Here is a 16,204-nt window from a genome sequence, read left to right as displayed (position 1 = left end):
ATGAGAGATAGGCTTCCTTTCTGATTTGAATTTGGTGTGGTAACTTTATTTTATCAGATTTTTGTCTATCTCTCTTTTCTTTTTTCTTAATTTTGTCCAATATCTATTGTAGCACTACACGAAAAACTTTCCGCAGACCTCTGTTTTAATTGACTTTTAGTGTGTTCAGTGATATACTTAAATGTGTATCGCCTTTTGTCGGAATAAGCCGACAATGGCTGTTTTATCAATTTTTGTTAGGAGTTTTGTTGTGGTATTTGCAGATCTATTTTTCTTGTATTTTTTCCTGCCTGTGTGCCTGATATGCTATTTTATCACACGCAGTACAGCCATAAGAAATGCAGTGCTGGTGGTGTTTTCACTTATCTTTTACGCATGGGGCGAGCCTGTCTGGGTTAGTATCCTCATAGTTTCCTCCCTTGTGGACTACATAAATGGTCGGGTGATAGAAAAACATCCCGAAGGCTGGCAGGCAAAAGCGGCGCTTGCATGGTCGCTTGTCTTTAACCTTGGGGTGCTGTTCGGTTTCAAGTATACGGCGTTCTTTGTGGAAAATCTCAACAATTGGTTTGGTCTAGGCATACCGGTGCCTAATATCGTTTTGCCTATCGGTATCTCTTTCTATACGTTCCAGACTATTTCCTATACCGTCGATTGCTATTGGGGCAAGGTCAAGCCGCAGAAAAACTTCGGCAGATTTCTTTTGTATGTATCCATGTTCCCACAGCTCGTTGCAGGACCTATCGTAAGATACTCCGTTATCGGCGAGGAGATAAACGAAAGAAAGACCACTGCCAAGGATATCTCCGACGGCTTTTCAAGAATAATCCTCGGACTTGGCAAAAAGGTCATTATCGCAAATAATCTCAGCACAGTTGTAACCGCCCTTTTCGGCTCTGCTTCAAACGGTTATGAAAATATAAAGACCCTCTCTGTGGCAGGCACATGGCTTGGCGCAATTCTTGTGGGTCTGTGGTATTATTTTGACTTCTCAGGCTATTCAGATATAGCTATCGGTCTTGGCAGGATATTCGGCTTCCACTTTGATGAGAACTTTAAATACCCTTTTATCTGCAAAACTATCTCAGAGTTCTGGCAGAGGTGGCATATCTCCCTTAGCTCATTTTTCAGAGATTATGTGCTTTATCTCCCTATCTTCGGCAAAAGAAGAAAATACGGCGGACTTTTCCTTGTATGGTTCTGCACAGGACTTTGGCACGGCGCAAGCTGGAACTTTGTTTTCTGGGGACTTTACTATGGAATGTTCATATTCTTTGAAATGCTCATAGGCAAAAAGCGCATGAAGAAAATGCCTGTACCCCTTGCACATATCTATACAAAGCTTGTTATTTTCATAGGCTTCGGAATATTCTATTTTGAGAACCTCGGCTCGCTGGGTACGTTCTTCAAGGCACTTGTTGGAGCAAATGGAAACAAGCTGACCGACACAGTTACACAGCACCTTTTCATGAACAATATCTGGCTTTTTGCAGCGGCAGTGCTTTTCACAATGCCTGTTATACCAAAGATCAAAGAAAAGGCGCTCTCTGCAAAGGGTACAGCCTATTTTATGCAGTCAGTAGGTATCCTGTGCAATGCGGCGATACTTGTTCTTTCAAGCGTTCTGCTTGTGAACACAACAAACAATCCGTTCTTGTATTTCAGATTTTAGGCAGGTGAAAGAGTATGGCAAATAATAAAGATTTTGAAAAGGACTTCAAACTGCCTGATACAAAGGCTCTTTCAGAAGCCTATACAGAGTATCTTGACAGCGTTACTTTCGGTGGAAAGCCTATAGGCGAGGAAAAGAAAAAGCCTGAAGCTGTCAGCACGGCAAAAGTTGACGAAACGGAGAAAAGCTCCACTGTCCATGACGAGATAGTGGAAAAGATAGTCAGAAAAAATAAGGCTCTCAGCCACAGCATTTGGACGGACGAGCCTGTTTTGAAGCCAAAGAAAAGCGTATGGCTAAATACTGATGATGATAATGAAGAAGCATTGAAAAAAGTTGAGAAAAAAGCTGAAAAAGTTGAAAATTCTCAGTCTGTACAAAAAGCTCAGGAGAAAAATGCTGAGGAAAAGGCTTCTGATAATGAAGTCATTATCCCATTTTCCAAAGAGAAAAATCACATAAACGGCACTAAAAAAGAGATCTCTGTGGCAGTTTCAGCAGACGGAACTGTGAAAAAGCTGCCGAATAAGAAGAATTTCGTGCTGAAGATACCTGACAGCTATTATAGGGAATATGACGCAGCGGCACAGGATAAAGGCCCTGTTATCGCAGGAAAAAGGGTCGAGATAATCGACAAGAGAAGCCCTGAAAAAAAGCCTGAGAATGCTCAGAAGCCCAGCAGGGTAGAGGCGACAATAAATGTCAGAGTGCCTGTTCAGAAAGAGCAGGAGCCTGTCAGGAAAGCTGAGAAAAAGGCTGAACCTAAATCTGAGCCGAAACCTGATCCTGTGGAAAAAGAAGAAAGCGACGCTAAGGCAGAGGAATCTTACAGAAAAGGCATCGAAAAGGCAAAAAAACGTCGTGAGGAACGTGAAAAGGCTAAGAAAAACAATATTCATGAGCTGGAGTTTAATGTTATAAATTCTGTTGTTTGCCTGCTTATTGTTTTCGGCGTGTTTGCGGCACTGCTTGTGATGAAGCGTGAAAGCGGTTTTATACAGTCAGAAAACAGAAACCTTGCGACTTTTCCGAAATTTTCGCTGTCATCATATTTTGACGGTGACTTCACAAGCGGAATAACCGAATATTTTACCGACACTGTTCCAAACAGAGAAAAGCTTAAATCTTTCTGCTCTGATTTTACGAATATGCTTGGAATAAAGCTCAACGATACTGTTATAACTGGCGATTTCAAAACGGTGGAAAAAGAAGAGCTGGATCAGGATAAGATAGCAAAAACAACAACTGTAACGGCTTTTACAGGTTCGAGGACCACCACCACTGCGGATACAAAGACCACCGACACAAGCACAACTACGAAAAAATCAACGGAAAGCGAAAAGGTAGTTGACGTGCCTGACAATCTTGACGACGGTCAGTGGGAGGGCGACGTTATAGTATCCGGCAAGGGCGAAAACGTCCGTGCAATGGGTGCATACTATGGCACGTTCGAGAACGGCGACAAGTATGCGAACACCATAAACAAATGGAAGGCTGACCTTGGGGACAGCGTGAACGTATACAATATGTCTATCCCGACTTCGGCGGCTTATTATATGCCGAACAATCTCAAGGACGCTGTTTCAGATCAGAAAGACAATATCGACAACATTGCCGCAGGTCTTAACGGAATAATCAACACTGATGTTTATGGCTCTCTGGCTGAGCATACAAAGGAATATATCTACTCAAGAACGGATCATCACTGGCAGCCTTTGGGAGCATATTATGCGGCGCAGGTTTTTGCCGATCAGTCGGGAATAGATTTTCCGGACCTTGATACCTACGATAAATGGGAGATAGACGGCTTTGTGGGAACGATGTATGCTTACAGCAATTACAACAGTGAATTGAAAAAATATCCTGACAAGTTTATTTACTATAAGCCTGACAATAATGATGATCTGACGGTAAAGTACTATGATACGGAGTTTAAAAACCCTGTGGAATCTACGCTGTTTTTTGACTATGCAGAGGGCGTAAACTGCTATTCTGCGATACTTAACGTGGATCAGGAGATAGCTGAGATAGACACGGGCGTGGACAATGGCAGAGTGCTTGTGGTGTTCAAAGACAGCTTTGGAAATGCTCTGATACCATTTTTCACCCATGGCTTCTCAAAAATCTATGTTTGTGATTTCAGATATTTTGACATAAACGCTATTGATTTTTGTAAAGAAGTGGGTTGCACAGACCTGCTGTTTGCAATATCGTTGACGAGCTGTTCAACGCCTAGTAAGGTGGATTGTTTGAATAATATTAGGATACAGTAGGAGTTTAAGTGAGGAGTGGAGTTAAGTGAGGAATGAGGAGTGAGGAGTGAGGAATGAGCATAGCAGGCCAAAGTAAATTGCAAGCATAAAGTAAAATAAAGCACCGAGCGAAGCGAGAGATAAAGCGCACGCTCAAGCCCGGCGCTAGAGGGCTTGTGGGGTCTAGGGGCAAAGCCCCTAGCGGAGTATGAGGCAGAGCCTCATTCGGCGCAAGCCGACAAGGTGCAGATTGTAGTATCAAAAGCAGATAGAAATAGGATATCAGATAAAAGTGATATCGAAGAATTAAATCTGCACCGCCTTTCTAGCCCTAAGCGCAATGTAGATACGCAAAGAGCGGAGCGATTTTGCGGAGGAATAAACTATCCCAAATATCTGTAGGGGCGAACAGTGTTCGCCCGTGTTCAGAATTTGTTATTATTTCAGAATTGTAGGGGAACGGCGCAATTTCTGCTTTGCAGAAATCCGACGTCCCGACCCCCTCGCACGTCTTTGTACATCTGCATGACTTTATGGTAAATTCAAACCTCGTCACTTCGAGCGGGCTGTCGCATTTCTGTGAGCTTGCGAACAGAAATTTCGCCAAGCCCCTACAAGCGTGATAGGATAGTTTTTTGTTCTGTCCTACAATGGTTGTAATCGTGGACTTGTTTCTTCGACGGGCGAACGATGTTCGCCCCTACAGACTTGTTGCCGTAATTTTGTCCGATATATATATTCAATTTTCAAGTTGCGTTCGGGGTGCGACATTGGGTATTATGCCCTTGGTTGCGTATACACAAAATACCGCAATGCACACCCACGCTTTGACACAAGTTCTCTACAGCCTGTTCCAGAAACGCACCTCGGTTTCACTAAGTCGCAGGGCTTGTACGTGCCCGCAAGTATCAAAACGCTTTCTACTTATCCCCGAAAATCACCACTTTTGTTGCATAAAAAATGCAACAATTGCAGAAATGTTGCCAAATTAAAATATAAATCATTTGTTTGCATAAATTTGTGGGGCGAATTTTGTGCAGGGTGATGATAAAATGTGAGCTATCAGAAAATAAATAATAGATGCTTTTGGCATAGGGGGTATGCTTATGAAGAAATTTTTGGCTATAGCGGCTCATGTTATCAGTGGTCTGGGAAATGACATTTTGGGCTGGGTGATAATCATTAGCTTTGAGCTGACAGGCAGTGAGGGGAAGTTTCCGGACGATGTTTTTCATTGGATAATTTTTGCTTGTGGTTTGATACATATTGCGGTGAGCGTGCTGTACAGTTTGTTGGTTTGGAAAAAGGGTACGGCGAATGGTCATGCTCTGTCGGGAAAAATTCTTGCAGTTTATGATATCATTATGACGCTGGTACCTTATATGTACTGGTTTGTGGTTTGTGTGCTGTAGGTTTGGGTAAGGTGAAACTAACGGACGAGGTTTGCCGTATGGCTTTTGATAATATGAGATAGGCTGGAGGTTGAGCGTTATGAAAAAATTTAGGACGGTGGCGGCTGTTGTTATCATGTTTTTTGCGGCTATGGCTGGCTATTTTGTCGGGGCAGCATTGCAGGAGGAAATGGGCGGTGCGATACTGTTTGCGGTGATAGCCGGATTTGCTTGTGTTATTTACAATATGGATAATCGGGAATAGAGTTGGCGTTGTTTAACGGATAAAAAGGTGAAAATATGGAAAATACGTTTAGTGTGAAGATGATATTTCACTTTTATCACAGTGTGGTAAAGGCGGAGCTTAAAAGGAGAGGCTTTCCTAAAGAGGTGGCTAAGAAGATAGAGGAAGAACATGGAAAGATAGTTGCGAGGGCTAAGGATATTGGCAAGTCAAAGCTTTTGAGTTCGTACATTATGGCGAGCTATTACATTGCCATGAACAGGAGCACCGAGAAGTCTGCGGAGGAGAATTTTGAGATATTCCGTGACGGGCTTTGCGCTTCAAAGCTTTTTCACAAGGTCATGGGTGATGTGGACAGTTATCTTGACCCTAAGAAGATGCCTGGGCGTTTGAAATGGTCGGAGGACAGCCACAAGAGGTTATATGAAAACGACTGGGTGGTGGACATACTGCCGGGCAATGGTGAATATGACCTTGGGTATGATTATCACGAATGTGGGGCGTGCAAGCTTTGTAAGGACGAGGGGTGTCCTGAGCTGGCGGCTTACATATGCAAAATGGATTTTGTGCTGGCGGACATGATGAACATGAAACTCGTTAGGACGGGAACTATTGCTGAGGGTGCATCATACTGCGATTTTAGGTACAGCAGGAAGAAGTGACAGCAGAAAGGTGCGGTGAAAGTGAAAATAAAACAGCAAAAGCAGATAAAGGCGTTTTTGGCAGAGAGTTTCGGCAATGACAGGGGCGGAAAGCTGTTTGAGATGCAGGACAAGGCTCTTGGGGAAATCATCGGGAACACAAAGGGCAAGACGGAAAATCAGATGAAAACGCTTATACAGACCATTTTGCCGAGGATAGCCCTTTACAAGAGTTTCATTGCGGCGGGGCTTTCTGATGATGATGTATACAAGTATATGCGCAAATATATGCTGGAGATAGTGGCGGCGAAGAAACATTCTTCCACGGTGAAAATGGAGATAGTGCCTGGGTTTTATGCGATATACAGCAGGGTATTTTTGAAGATAATGCGCACCACTGATCTTCAGGAGAGCGTTCAGGAGCATGGTAAGGATTATTTCAACGTCACCATAACAAAGTGCCTTTGGCACACGGCTTGTGTTGAAAACGGCTGTGAGGAGCTTTGCAGGCTGTTTTGTGATGTTGATGATGTTACATACGGCGGACTTAAAAAGATAGGGTTTACCAGGACTAAGACGCTGGGGTACGGCGGTGACTGCTGTGATTTTCATATGTTTAGGAAGTAGTGGACGCTTGGTGAATTATCATGCAGATAAGAAAGTTTCAAAAATCGGACATTGACAGGGTGGCTGATATATGGCTAAATGCCAATCTGAATGCACATTACTTTATTCCCTCTCAATACTGGAATGATAATTTTGAGCCAGTAAAGGATATGCTGCCGCAGGCGGAAGTTTATGTATACGAATGTAATGGAAAAATACAAGGCTTTATCGGGATAAATGGTGGATATATCGAGGGCATTTTTGTTTCAGAAGAAGTGCGGTCGCAGGGGATAGGAAAACTGTTGCTGAACTATGCAAAAGATAGAAAAGCTAAACTGTCTTTAAACGTTTATCAGAAAAATACTCGGGCGATACGTTTTTACGAGAGAGAGGGCTTTGATATCAAATGCGAGGGTCTGGACGAAGCTACCGGTGAAAAAGACTATGAAATGATATGGGAACGAAAATCGGATCTATAGGTCATATATAAAAAGCGAGGGCAATATGAAAGAGTTGGAGTATCCATTTGACAATGGGTTTATAATGAAAAAGAAAAGGTCGCTGAAAAGGCAGCTTTTGGGCGACGGAACGGTGCGGCTGAAAAAGAGGGTGGCTGTGCTGGGCGGCTCGACTACGGACGATATTGTGTCGGTATTGGAGCTGTTTTTGCTTGACATGGGCTTTGAATGTGAGTTCTATCGATCGGAATACGGACAGTTCTGGCAGGACGCTGTGTTCTCAAACGAGGAGCTTGACCGCTTTAAACCTGATATCGTTTATATACACACGAGCCTTAGAAACCTCAGCTTTTCACCTACCCCCAGGTCGGGTGAAGAGGAGATAGAGCAGGGGTTGAACGCTGAGCTTGACAGGCTTTCTCAGGCTTGGGACGGAGTGAAAGAGCATTTCGGCTGTCCTGTGATACAGAACAATTTTGAACTTCCGTTTTTCCGCCTTATGGGAAACATGGACGCTTCTGACAGGCGTGGAAAGGTGAACTTCGTCACAAGGCTCAATTCGGCTTTGTATGACAGGATAGCCCGAAGGTCTGAGGTTTATCTCAATGATATAAACTGGCTGTCAGCGGCATATGGGCTTGAAAAGTGGAGCGAGCCGAAGTATTGGTATCTCTACAAATATGCGCTAAATATCGAGGCTATACCTGAGCTGGCTTTTCAGGTGGCGAATATTATAAAGGCTATCTTTGGCAAGAACAAAAAGGCGCTGGCTCTTGATCTTGACAACACTCTTTGGGGCGGTGTCGTTGGTGACGACGGTGTGGAAAATCTGGAGATAGGCAAGGAAACGGCTGAGGCAATGGCTTATTTTGAGTTTCAGCAGTATGTTAAGGCGCACAAGGACTTGGGCGTGCTTTTGACGGTATGCTCCAAAAACGAGGAAGAGAACGCTTTGGCTGGGCTTTCCCACCCTGAGGGCGTGCTAAGACCTGATGATTTTGTGGCGATAAAAGCCAACTGGCTGCCAAAGGACAAAAATATCGTTGACACGGCTGAGGAGCTTAACATTCTTTCTGAGGCATTTGTTTTTGTGGACGATAACCCTGCGGAGAGGGAGATAGTCAGGGGACAGCTTGGGGGAACGGCTGTGCCTGAGATAGGAGAGGTCACGGACTACATAAGAGTGCTTGACCGTTCGGGATATTTTGAAACTGTTACGCTGTCGGAGGACGATCTCAAACGCAATGATATGTACAGGGCGAACGCTCAGCGTGCAAAGGCGCAGAGCAGGTTTGCGGATTATCATGATTATCTTTTGAGTCTTGAAATGACGGCAGAGATAGGGGATTTTTCGCCTTTGTATCTGCAAAGGATAACTCAGCTCACCAACAAGAGCAATCAGTTCAACCTCACCACAAAGAGATACACTGCGGAGCAAATGGAGGCGGTCTATAACTCTGATGAATACATAAGGCTGTATGGAAAGCTTTATGACAAATTCGGTGACAACGGCGTTGTGGCGGTGACTATCGGAAAGACAGACAGCGAGGACAAGGGCAGGCTTGATATCGAGCTTTGGCTGATGTCATGCCGTGTGCTGAAAAGGGATATGGAGCTTGCTATGCTGGATAGTCTTGTGAAACAGGCGAAAAAGCGTGGCATAAGGGAGATATACGGGCATTATTACCCTACGGCGAAAAATAAAATGGTGGCAGGGCTTTATGAAAGCTTCGGCTTTGAGAAGATATCTCAGGACGAAGAGGGCAACACGGCTTGGCGGCTTTTAGTTGAGGGGTATGAGGATAAAAATACTGTTATAAAGGTGAAGGAGGAGCATTATGCTTAGCAAGGACGAGATAATTGAAAGACTTGATGATGTTTTCAGAGATGTTTTTGATGACGATACTTTGGAGGTGGACGAGAACACCACGGCTGATGATATCGAGGATTGGGACTCTATCGAGCATATCACTCTTATCGGTGCGGTGGAGGACGAGTTCAAGATGAGGTTCAAAATGGGCGAGGTTTCGGGTATGAAAGATGTGGGCGAGATGATCGGCATTATTGAGCAGAGAGGCAAGTAACAGGCTGTTTGCGAAATATGCGTGAGAACGCTGCTCTTTTTCTGAATTTTGTGATCTCTAGCGGCGGTATGGCTGAAGGGCTGTACTGCTGTAAACTTTTAATGTAAATTCATAGGTTATACTTGAAATATCTGCGAAAATGGTTTATACTATTGTTAATAAAACTATTTTACGGAGGATATTATGGAAGATAATTTTACCCTCTGTCAGGGCGTATCTGTGGGCGGAGCGGAAAAACTGCGGTCTTGTTGCCACATTCAGGGGGATAATATAAGGGGTGTGCTGAGTTGTGACATCATGGCGAAGGTCGCCTGCGGTGTGATAGAGAAGCTCGCTGAGCCTATATTCTTCTTTCTGGAGCTTCCTGACAGCGAGAGAGATGGATACAAGACCTATTATCTTGATAACTGCACGAAAGAGGTCGCCCTTGCCATAATGAAGCGTTACGGCACTGTGCTTGTAAATGACGGAGTATCGAGATTTGGATTTGGCTCGCACAAGAATGACGAGGAGATATATTTCACAGACTATCAGGAATTTCAGATATACTCACGCAATCCAAAGAAGCTTGAGAAGCTTTTTGACAGACTTGGGATAGACGTTGTGGGCGAAGATGAAGTTGTAACACTGTGGGACTTGATAAACGAGGACAACGCCGGTTGTATCTCATGCGTTGAGGCGGACGGCGAAACGGTTTTTGACATACCTGAAAATCTAAAGTCTGAGGGTATGTACGAGGCTGAATAAAAATACAGGAGGAATGTACATGAACATCTGGCACGATATTTCACCAAAGGTGATAACAAAGGAAAAATTCACGGCGGTAATAGAGATACCAAAAGGATCAAAGGTAAAATACGAGCTTGACAAGACCACGGGTCTTCTGAGAATGGACAGGATACTTTACACATCGACCCACTATCCTGCAAACTATGGTTTTATCCCTAGGACGTATGCAGAGGACGGCGACCCGTTGGATGTACTGGTGCTTTGCTCGGAAACGCTTGCGCCTTTGTCTTTGGTTGACTGTTATCCTATAGGCGTTATCTCCATGCTTGACAATGGTGCGGCTGACGAGAAGATAATCTGCATTCCGCTCAATGATCCTACATACAACATATATAAGGACATTTCAGAGCTGCCTAAGCACATTTTTGATGAGATGTGTCATTTCTTCTCGGTATACAAGGCACTTGAACACAAGGACACTGTGGTCGATGATGTTAAGGATCGTGAACACGCTACTGAGATCGTGGCACAGTGTATCGACAGATACATTGAGAATTTTTGCAAGTAAATAACTGAGGCTTGGCGGACGCACTCCGGTGCGTCCGCTTTTTTTGTTTTCTGATACAAGGTTGTGAAGCCAACGGGCGAACGATGTTCGCCCCTACATTTTGGTGCTATGGTTTGCTATGCCGCAAAATCGCTGCGCTCTTTGCGGATTTACATTTGCTAAGGGATAGGGAAAACGGTGCAGATTTTGTACTCAGATATAACTTCTGTTTAAAGCACCACTTTTGTGTGCTTTTTCTCATTAAATCTGCACCTTGTCGGCTTACGCCGATTGAGGCTTTGCCTCAAACTCCACAAGGGACTCTATCCCTTGACCCTGCAAGCCCTCTAACGCCGGGCTTGAGCCTGCGTTTTATCTCTCGCTACGCTCGGTGCTGGGGCACGACTTTGGTTAGCTATGCTCATTCCTCATTTGAACGCCGCTTTCCACTGCATATTGTATCTCGTGGTTTGTTGTTGCCTTTTTTGCCACTTTATTTTGCGGTTTTGTGCAATTTTACTATTATTTTTGGCTGTTTTAACGTTAAAAACCCTCTCTCATGCTCCATTCCTCTTCAAACTTTATTTTCTTTATCTAAGCAATGAAAATTTACAAAATCGGATAGTGTAATAATTAAATTAGAAAACAAATTTCCTTGTTACCGAATTTTAACCTTTTTACGACACTATATTCTACCGTTCATCACCCTTCTTGCTTTTTCTGTCACAGCGTCAGAAATAATTGTGCTTTTTTTTGCAAAACCTATTGACGTATACTATATGTTGTGTTACAATAGCTTTATAAGGTCAATACGATGTGAATGTATGGGAGTTTTGCGGAAATATCTGCTATCTTTATACAGGTGCAAATGTTTAAAACACTACAAGATATTGTATGACGTAAAATTAATTAAAAGTTTACAAATTACAAGATGGTGACAAATCAAAAGACGAAAGTTACAAAATCCCCCTAAAATCTCTCTTAAATTGACCAAGTGTCCAAGAAAAATCCCTTGCAAAAATTCACTTTGGGAAATATTACTGTTGCAATTTTCTATAATATAGTGTATAATTATTGTACGGTGGTTAAAAGTGCAAAAAAGTGGTGATGAGTGCTTCAAAAGTGGCATTTCATTGCTTAACTCGGTCAAGGGAGGTGAACGGCTTGCAGGCGTGCTTGCTTAAAGGTACTTACAATCAGACTATGGACGCTAAGGGAAGAATGACTTTTCCTACTAAGCTCAGAGAGCTTATCGGCGAGCGGTTCATTGTAACTAAAGGTATAGACGGCTGTCTGTTCGTTTATTCCCTTGAGGATTTCGAGAAAAGAGCCGAAAAGATCAGAAGTCTGCCTATGGCTAAGGCGAGAGCTTTACAGCGAAGCTTTATGGCGTGGGCGTGCGAGGTCGAGCCTGACAAGCAGGGCAGGATACTTGTTCCGCAGTCACTGAGAGAGGTGGCAGGGCTTGAAAAGGAGATCGTTGTGGCCGGAGTATCTGACAGATGTGAGATATGGGATAAAAAGCGCTGGGACGATTTCAACAGCAGCATTGATGATAACGAGCTTATGGAAGCTCTGGAGGGGCTTGATTTTTAATGGAATTTAACCACATTCCCGTACTGCTTGATGAGTGCTTGGAGGGTCTGAACATTCGACCTGACGGCATTTACTGCGACGGCACTGCCGGAGGAGCAGGACATTCGAGAGAGATTGCTAAAAGGCTTGACGGCGAAAAGGGCGGCAGGCTTGTGGCTATAGACAGAGATCCCGAGGCGGTGAAAACTGCGACTGAGCGTTTGGCAGGCTATCCTGCGACTGTTGTGAGAGGAAATTACTCTGAGATAGACGAGATATTTGAAAGGCTCGGCATAAGCGGTGCTGACGGCATTCTTATGGATCTGGGCGTTTCCTCTTATCAGCTTGACAATGCGGAGAGAGGCTTTTCCTATCACAATGACGCACCTCTTGACATGAGAATGTCAGGGGAGGGGCTTTCTGCCAAGGACGTTGTGAACGGATATGATTATCAGAGCCTTGCGAGGATAATTTTCGAGTACGGCGAAGAAAAGTTTTCAAGAAGCATTGCTTCTAAGATAGTAAAATACAGAGAACAAAAACCGATAGAGACAACTATGGAGCTTGCCGAGATAATAAAAAGCGCAGTTCCACAGAAGGCAAGGCGTGAGAAAAACCCTTGCAAAAAGACTTTTCAGGCTATCAGGATAGAGGTAAATAAGGAGCTTGAACATTTGAATATCGCTCTTGACAAGGCATTCGATTGTCTTAACGTGGGCGGCAGGCTTTGCATAATCACTTTCCACTCGTTGGAGGACAGATTGGTAAAGCAGAGATTTCAGAGCTTCTGCAAGGGCTGTATATGTCCGCCTGATTTTCCTCAGTGCATATGCGGAAGAACGCCTAGGGGAAAGCTTGTGAACAGAAAGCCTATAGAGGCTGATGAAAAGGAGCTTGCGGAGAATAACAGAAGTCGCAGCGCTAAGCTCAGGGTGATCGAGAAGATCAAGGACTGAGTGAAATTTGTGTGAAATTGGGAATGTGTAAATAACGGGCTTGCCCGTGGATCGTGAGAGGTGTTTTACCGCAATGGCAAAGGTACATAACTTGGCATTTGATTACAGTGCCTATGACAACGCTCAGGAGGCGGAGGCTCAGAGAGCCATAAAATATAAGAAAAACCCTGCACTAAAGCAGAAAACCATATCGGTAGTAACTGTGATAGGCATTTGCCTGCTGGTGGCTGTTGTTCTTGGAACGATGATATACGGCAGAGTCGAAATATCAAGCCTATGTTCGGAGCAGACCAGACAGGAGGAACAGCTTGCTCAGCTTCAGGGAGAGAATGTAAGCTTACAGTCAGAGCTTGCTCAGAAGACCAATATGTCAAAGGTCGAGGAGTATGCTGAGAATGAGCTGGGACTTAAAAAGCTGGATAAATCTCAGATAGAGTATGTAACTGTGGATTCAGACTCGGTGGCAAAGGTGGTAAAGGCCGAGGACGACAATGTGTTCGTTAAGATAAAACACTGGTTCAGCTCTGTTCTGGAATATATCGGGGCTTAGTGAATAAAATAATTATGGGGAAAGTTAGGGACAAGATATTTGTGCTTAGCTTTCTTGTTCTATTAATTTGTATGTGTGAAAATATGATATTTGCCGTATCATGCTAAATTATTGAAGATTTTGTATGTGCGGTGATGTCCTGAGAGGAGATATTTATGACCGACAGACCAAGTGCCAGAATGAAACAACGTCTGAATATTTGGCTGAGCCTGCCTGTGGCGGCGATACTTATATATACGGTTGCGACCATATTTTCGGTGTCTATAAAGGACGGCAAGAGGTGGCAGTCCCTTGCAAACGCTCAGCAGCTTAAAAGCACGGCTGTTTCGGCGTCAAGAGGCACTATTTATGATTCAAACGGAACGGTGCTTTCTCAGAGCGCAACGGTCTATACTGTTTATGCAGACCCTCTTATGCTCAAAGAAAAGCTTGATGACAACGACAAGAAGATAGAGGAGCTTAAGGGATATATAGCCAAAGAGGACGATGCGTCCAAGAAGGCTACATATCAGCAAAGACTTGACGCAACGAAATCAGGGGACGAATGTCTTGACGAGCTTGTGGAGTTTTTGGCACTCAATCTTGAGATAGACACTAACACTGTGAGAGAAAAACTCACTAAGACGGATACTCAGTACATCGTGCTGAAAAAAGAGGTGGAAAAGACCGTTTCCACGGCTATCGAGGATAAGCTCACGGAGCTTGGCATTGACGGCGTAAGGTGCGACCCTACCACAAGGCGACTTTATCCACAGAATACTCTTGCTTCTGTTGTGCTTGGTCACACGGACTATGAGGGCAACGGCATATATGGTCTTGAAGCTTACTATGACGATTATCTCAGCGGAATTGACGGCAGGATAATCACTGCAAAGGCAAGCGACGGAACTGAGATACCATACAGATACAAGCAGAGCTATGACGCTCAGGACGGCGACGATCTTAATCTGAATATCGACGCCAACATTCAGTTTATACTTGAAAAAGAGCTTGCAAAGGCAGTTGAGGAAAATCAGCCTACTGACAGAGCCTGCGGTATCATAATGAATCCTAAGACAGGTCAGATATACGCAATGGCGACCTCTGATCCTTATGACCCTAACGAGCCTGCGGCTATCTCCGATGAAAAGACGGCGGCGGAGCTTGCGGGGCTTGATGAAGATTCAAACGATTACAAGCAGAAACAGCTTGACGCATGGTCGCTTCAGTGGAAGAACAAGGCGGTTTCAGAAATATACAATCCGGGTTCTGTATTCAAGGTCATAACAGGTGCTTCGGCTTTGGAAGAAAAGACTATCACTCTTAATGATACTTTTGGCTGCGGCACTCAGATACAGGTGGAGGACACGACTTTCCACTGCTGGTCATTTACCGACCACGGTTCGCAGGATTTTGCCCAGGCAATGCTAAACTCATGTAACCCTGTTTTCATTCAGATAGGCATGAAGCTTGGCTCTGAAAAGTTCTGTCAGTATTACAATGCGTTCGGTTTCAACGAGCTGACAGGTATCGACCTGCCTGCGGAATCAAATTCTATCAGTATGCCGCTTAGCAACATGGGTCCTGTTCAGCTTGCTTCATCTTCATTCGGTCAGACAAATAAGGTAACGCCGATACAGATGATAACAGCTTACTCGGCGGCTATAAACGGCGGTTATCTTGTTACACCGCAGGTAGTGAACAGTATAACTGATGAGAACGGCAACATTGTAAAGAAAATGGACACTGTTGTAAGACGTCAGGTCATTTCTGAGGACACCTCCGCTACTATGAGAGAGATACTCGAGGGCGTTGTTGAAGGTCAGCCTGGCTCTAACTGCTATATAAAGGGATACAGGATAGGCGGTAAGTCGGGTACTTCACAGAAAATGGACGAGGACCCGACCGGTCAGACGTATGTTTCTTCATACTGTGCATTCGCTCCTGCTGACGATCCTGAGATAGTAATGCTCGTAATGGTAGACCACCCCACAGGCGAGAAATTCTACGGAAGCCAGGTGGCAGCGCCTATATGCGTGAACGTGCTTTCAGATGTTCTGCCTTATGTGGGAATTTTCCCTGAGTATGACGAAAGCGAGCTTGCAGACTTGCAGGTATCAGTACCTAGTGTTCAGTATTATACTGTTGAGGAAGCCAAAAAGACACTTGAAGATCTTGGACTTGAGGTCAAGGTCAAGGGCGAGGGCGACACTGTTGTTAAGCAGACGCCTGTTGCCGCAAAGATAGAGCATGGCGGATCGGTCGTGCTTTACACAGAAGCAAACGCCAAGGAAGAAACTGTTACGGTGCCTGAACTTAAAGGACTTACAAAGGAGCAGGCAAGGGCTACGCTTGATATGTATGGTCTTAACTTGACGGCAGAAGGCTCAGGCTACGAGGAGGAGGGTGCAGTTGCACAGTCCGATCAGAGCGTGGGAGCAGGACAGAGCGTTCCAATGGGAACAGCTGTGTCGGTAACATTTGCAGTGACCTCGGTAGGTTCACAGTAAGAAACCATGA

Annotated in this window: 15 protein-coding genes; all 15 read left to right on the top strand. The window is 44.4% G+C overall.

The genetic code is table 11. The features are described from left to right. Positions 1 to 250: 250 nt before the first annotated feature. Positions 251 to 1,672, top strand: a complete 1,422-nt coding sequence (locus tag KQH97_RS04150; RefSeq protein WP_216552899.1) for an MBOAT family O-acyltransferase — start codon at positions 251 to 253, stop codon at positions 1,670 to 1,672. A gap of 14 nt (positions 1,673 to 1,686) precedes the next feature. Further along, on the top strand, positions 1,687 to 3,945 hold the full coding sequence (locus tag KQH97_RS04145) for a DHHW family protein (RefSeq protein WP_216552897.1): 2,259 nt from the start codon (positions 1,687 to 1,689) through the stop codon (positions 3,943 to 3,945). A gap of 1,085 nt (positions 3,946 to 5,030) precedes the next feature. After that, positions 5,031 to 5,336, top strand: coding sequence for a hypothetical protein (locus tag KQH97_RS04140; RefSeq protein WP_216552895.1), 306 nt, complete (start codon positions 5,031 to 5,033; stop codon positions 5,334 to 5,336). A 79-nt stretch (positions 5,337 to 5,415) separates the two neighbouring features. Beyond that, positions 5,416 to 5,580 carry a hypothetical protein gene (locus tag KQH97_RS04135; RefSeq protein WP_167539803.1) on the top strand — a complete coding sequence of 55 codons (165 nt, stop codon included), beginning with the start codon at positions 5,416 to 5,418 and terminating at the stop codon, positions 5,578 to 5,580. A 35-nt stretch (positions 5,581 to 5,615) separates the two neighbouring features. After that, entirely contained in the window at positions 5,616 to 6,221 is a 606-nt protein-coding gene (locus KQH97_RS04130; RefSeq protein ID WP_216552893.1) for an L-2-amino-thiazoline-4-carboxylic acid hydrolase, read from the top strand. 21 nt (positions 6,222 to 6,242) lie between these two features. Next, on the top strand, positions 6,243 to 6,827 hold the full coding sequence (locus tag KQH97_RS04125; RefSeq protein WP_117897619.1) for an L-2-amino-thiazoline-4-carboxylic acid hydrolase: 585 nt from the start codon (positions 6,243 to 6,245) through the stop codon (positions 6,825 to 6,827). Positions 6,828 to 6,847: 20 nt separating this feature from the next. Then, positions 6,848 to 7,285, top strand: coding sequence for a GNAT family N-acetyltransferase (locus KQH97_RS04120; protein WP_216552892.1), 438 nt, complete (start codon positions 6,848 to 6,850; stop codon positions 7,283 to 7,285). 25 nt (positions 7,286 to 7,310) lie between these two features. Continuing rightward, on the top strand, positions 7,311 to 9,110 hold the full coding sequence (locus tag KQH97_RS04115) for an HAD family hydrolase (RefSeq protein ID WP_216552890.1): 1,800 nt from the start codon (positions 7,311 to 7,313) through the stop codon (positions 9,108 to 9,110). Beyond that, positions 9,103 to 9,348: an acyl carrier protein gene (locus tag KQH97_RS04110; RefSeq protein WP_022288344.1), complete on the top strand. Its 246-nt coding sequence runs from the start codon at positions 9,103 to 9,105 to the stop codon at positions 9,346 to 9,348. The genes KQH97_RS04115 and KQH97_RS04110 overlap by 8 nt, the downstream gene beginning before the upstream one ends. Positions 9,349 to 9,531: 183 nt before the next feature. After that, positions 9,532 to 10,095, top strand: coding sequence for a hypothetical protein (locus KQH97_RS04105; RefSeq protein WP_022288345.1), 564 nt, complete (start codon positions 9,532 to 9,534; stop codon positions 10,093 to 10,095). A 19-nt stretch (positions 10,096 to 10,114) separates the two neighbouring features. Then, positions 10,115 to 10,645 carry an inorganic diphosphatase gene (locus KQH97_RS04100; RefSeq protein WP_038670519.1) on the top strand — a complete coding sequence of 177 codons (531 nt, stop codon included), beginning with the start codon at positions 10,115 to 10,117 and terminating at the stop codon, positions 10,643 to 10,645. Between the two features lie 1,155 nt (positions 10,646 to 11,800). Beyond that, positions 11,801 to 12,220, top strand: coding sequence for a division/cell wall cluster transcriptional repressor MraZ (mraZ, locus tag KQH97_RS04095; RefSeq protein ID WP_256320806.1), 420 nt, complete (start codon positions 11,801 to 11,803; stop codon positions 12,218 to 12,220). Then, positions 12,220 to 13,155 carry a 16S rRNA (cytosine(1402)-N(4))-methyltransferase RsmH gene (gene rsmH, locus KQH97_RS04090; RefSeq protein ID WP_022288348.1) on the top strand — a complete coding sequence of 312 codons (936 nt, stop codon included), beginning with the start codon at positions 12,220 to 12,222 and terminating at the stop codon, positions 13,153 to 13,155. Before mraZ ends, rsmH begins: the two co-directional genes overlap by 1 nt. Before the next feature lie 73 nt (positions 13,156 to 13,228). Next, a complete protein-coding gene (locus KQH97_RS04085) occupies positions 13,229 to 13,705 on the top strand; it encodes a cell division protein FtsL (protein ID WP_216552888.1) in 477 nt (158 codons plus the stop codon). 155 nt (positions 13,706 to 13,860) lie between these two features. After that, positions 13,861 to 16,194, top strand: a complete 2,334-nt coding sequence (locus tag KQH97_RS04080; protein WP_216552886.1) for a penicillin-binding transpeptidase domain-containing protein — start codon at positions 13,861 to 13,863, stop codon at positions 16,192 to 16,194. Positions 16,195 to 16,204: the final 10 nt, after the last annotated feature.

The sequence above is a fragment of the Ruminococcus sp. MSJ-25 genome (assembly GCF_018917825.1).
In the GTDB taxonomy this organism is placed as follows: Bacteria; Bacillota; Clostridia; order Oscillospirales; family Ruminococcaceae; genus Hominimerdicola; species Hominimerdicola aceti.
This window is presented reverse-complemented; position numbering and strand designations above follow the sequence as displayed.

What these genes read in the sequence shown, in the direction of transcription:
- KQH97_RS04100 (WP_038670519.1), top strand. Translation starts at nt 10,115, where the DNA reads ATGAACATCTGGCACGATATTTCACCAAAGGTGATAACAAAGGAAAAA.
- KQH97_RS04145 (WP_216552897.1), top strand. Translation starts at nt 1,687, where the DNA reads ATGGCAAATAATAAAGATTTTGAAAAGGACTTCAAACTGCCTGATACA.
- rsmH (WP_022288348.1), top strand. Translation starts at nt 12,220, where the DNA reads ATGGAATTTAACCACATTCCCGTACTGCTTGATGAGTGCTTGGAGGGT.
- KQH97_RS04140 (WP_216552895.1), top strand. Translation starts at nt 5,031, where the DNA reads ATGAAGAAATTTTTGGCTATAGCGGCTCATGTTATCAGTGGTCTGGGA.
- KQH97_RS04085 (WP_216552888.1), top strand. Translation starts at nt 13,229, where the DNA reads ATGGCAAAGGTACATAACTTGGCATTTGATTACAGTGCCTATGACAAC.
- KQH97_RS04080 (WP_216552886.1), top strand. Translation starts at nt 13,861, where the DNA reads ATGACCGACAGACCAAGTGCCAGAATGAAACAACGTCTGAATATTTGG.
- KQH97_RS04135 (WP_167539803.1), top strand. Translation starts at nt 5,416, where the DNA reads ATGAAAAAATTTAGGACGGTGGCGGCTGTTGTTATCATGTTTTTTGCG.
- KQH97_RS04115 (WP_216552890.1), top strand. Translation starts at nt 7,311, where the DNA reads ATGAAAGAGTTGGAGTATCCATTTGACAATGGGTTTATAATGAAAAAG.
- KQH97_RS04110 (WP_022288344.1), top strand. Translation starts at nt 9,103, where the DNA reads ATGCTTAGCAAGGACGAGATAATTGAAAGACTTGATGATGTTTTCAGA.
- KQH97_RS04130 (WP_216552893.1), top strand. Translation starts at nt 5,616, where the DNA reads ATGGAAAATACGTTTAGTGTGAAGATGATATTTCACTTTTATCACAGT.
- KQH97_RS04105 (WP_022288345.1), top strand. Translation starts at nt 9,532, where the DNA reads ATGGAAGATAATTTTACCCTCTGTCAGGGCGTATCTGTGGGCGGAGCG.
- KQH97_RS04120 (WP_216552892.1), top strand. Translation starts at nt 6,848, where the DNA reads ATGCAGATAAGAAAGTTTCAAAAATCGGACATTGACAGGGTGGCTGAT.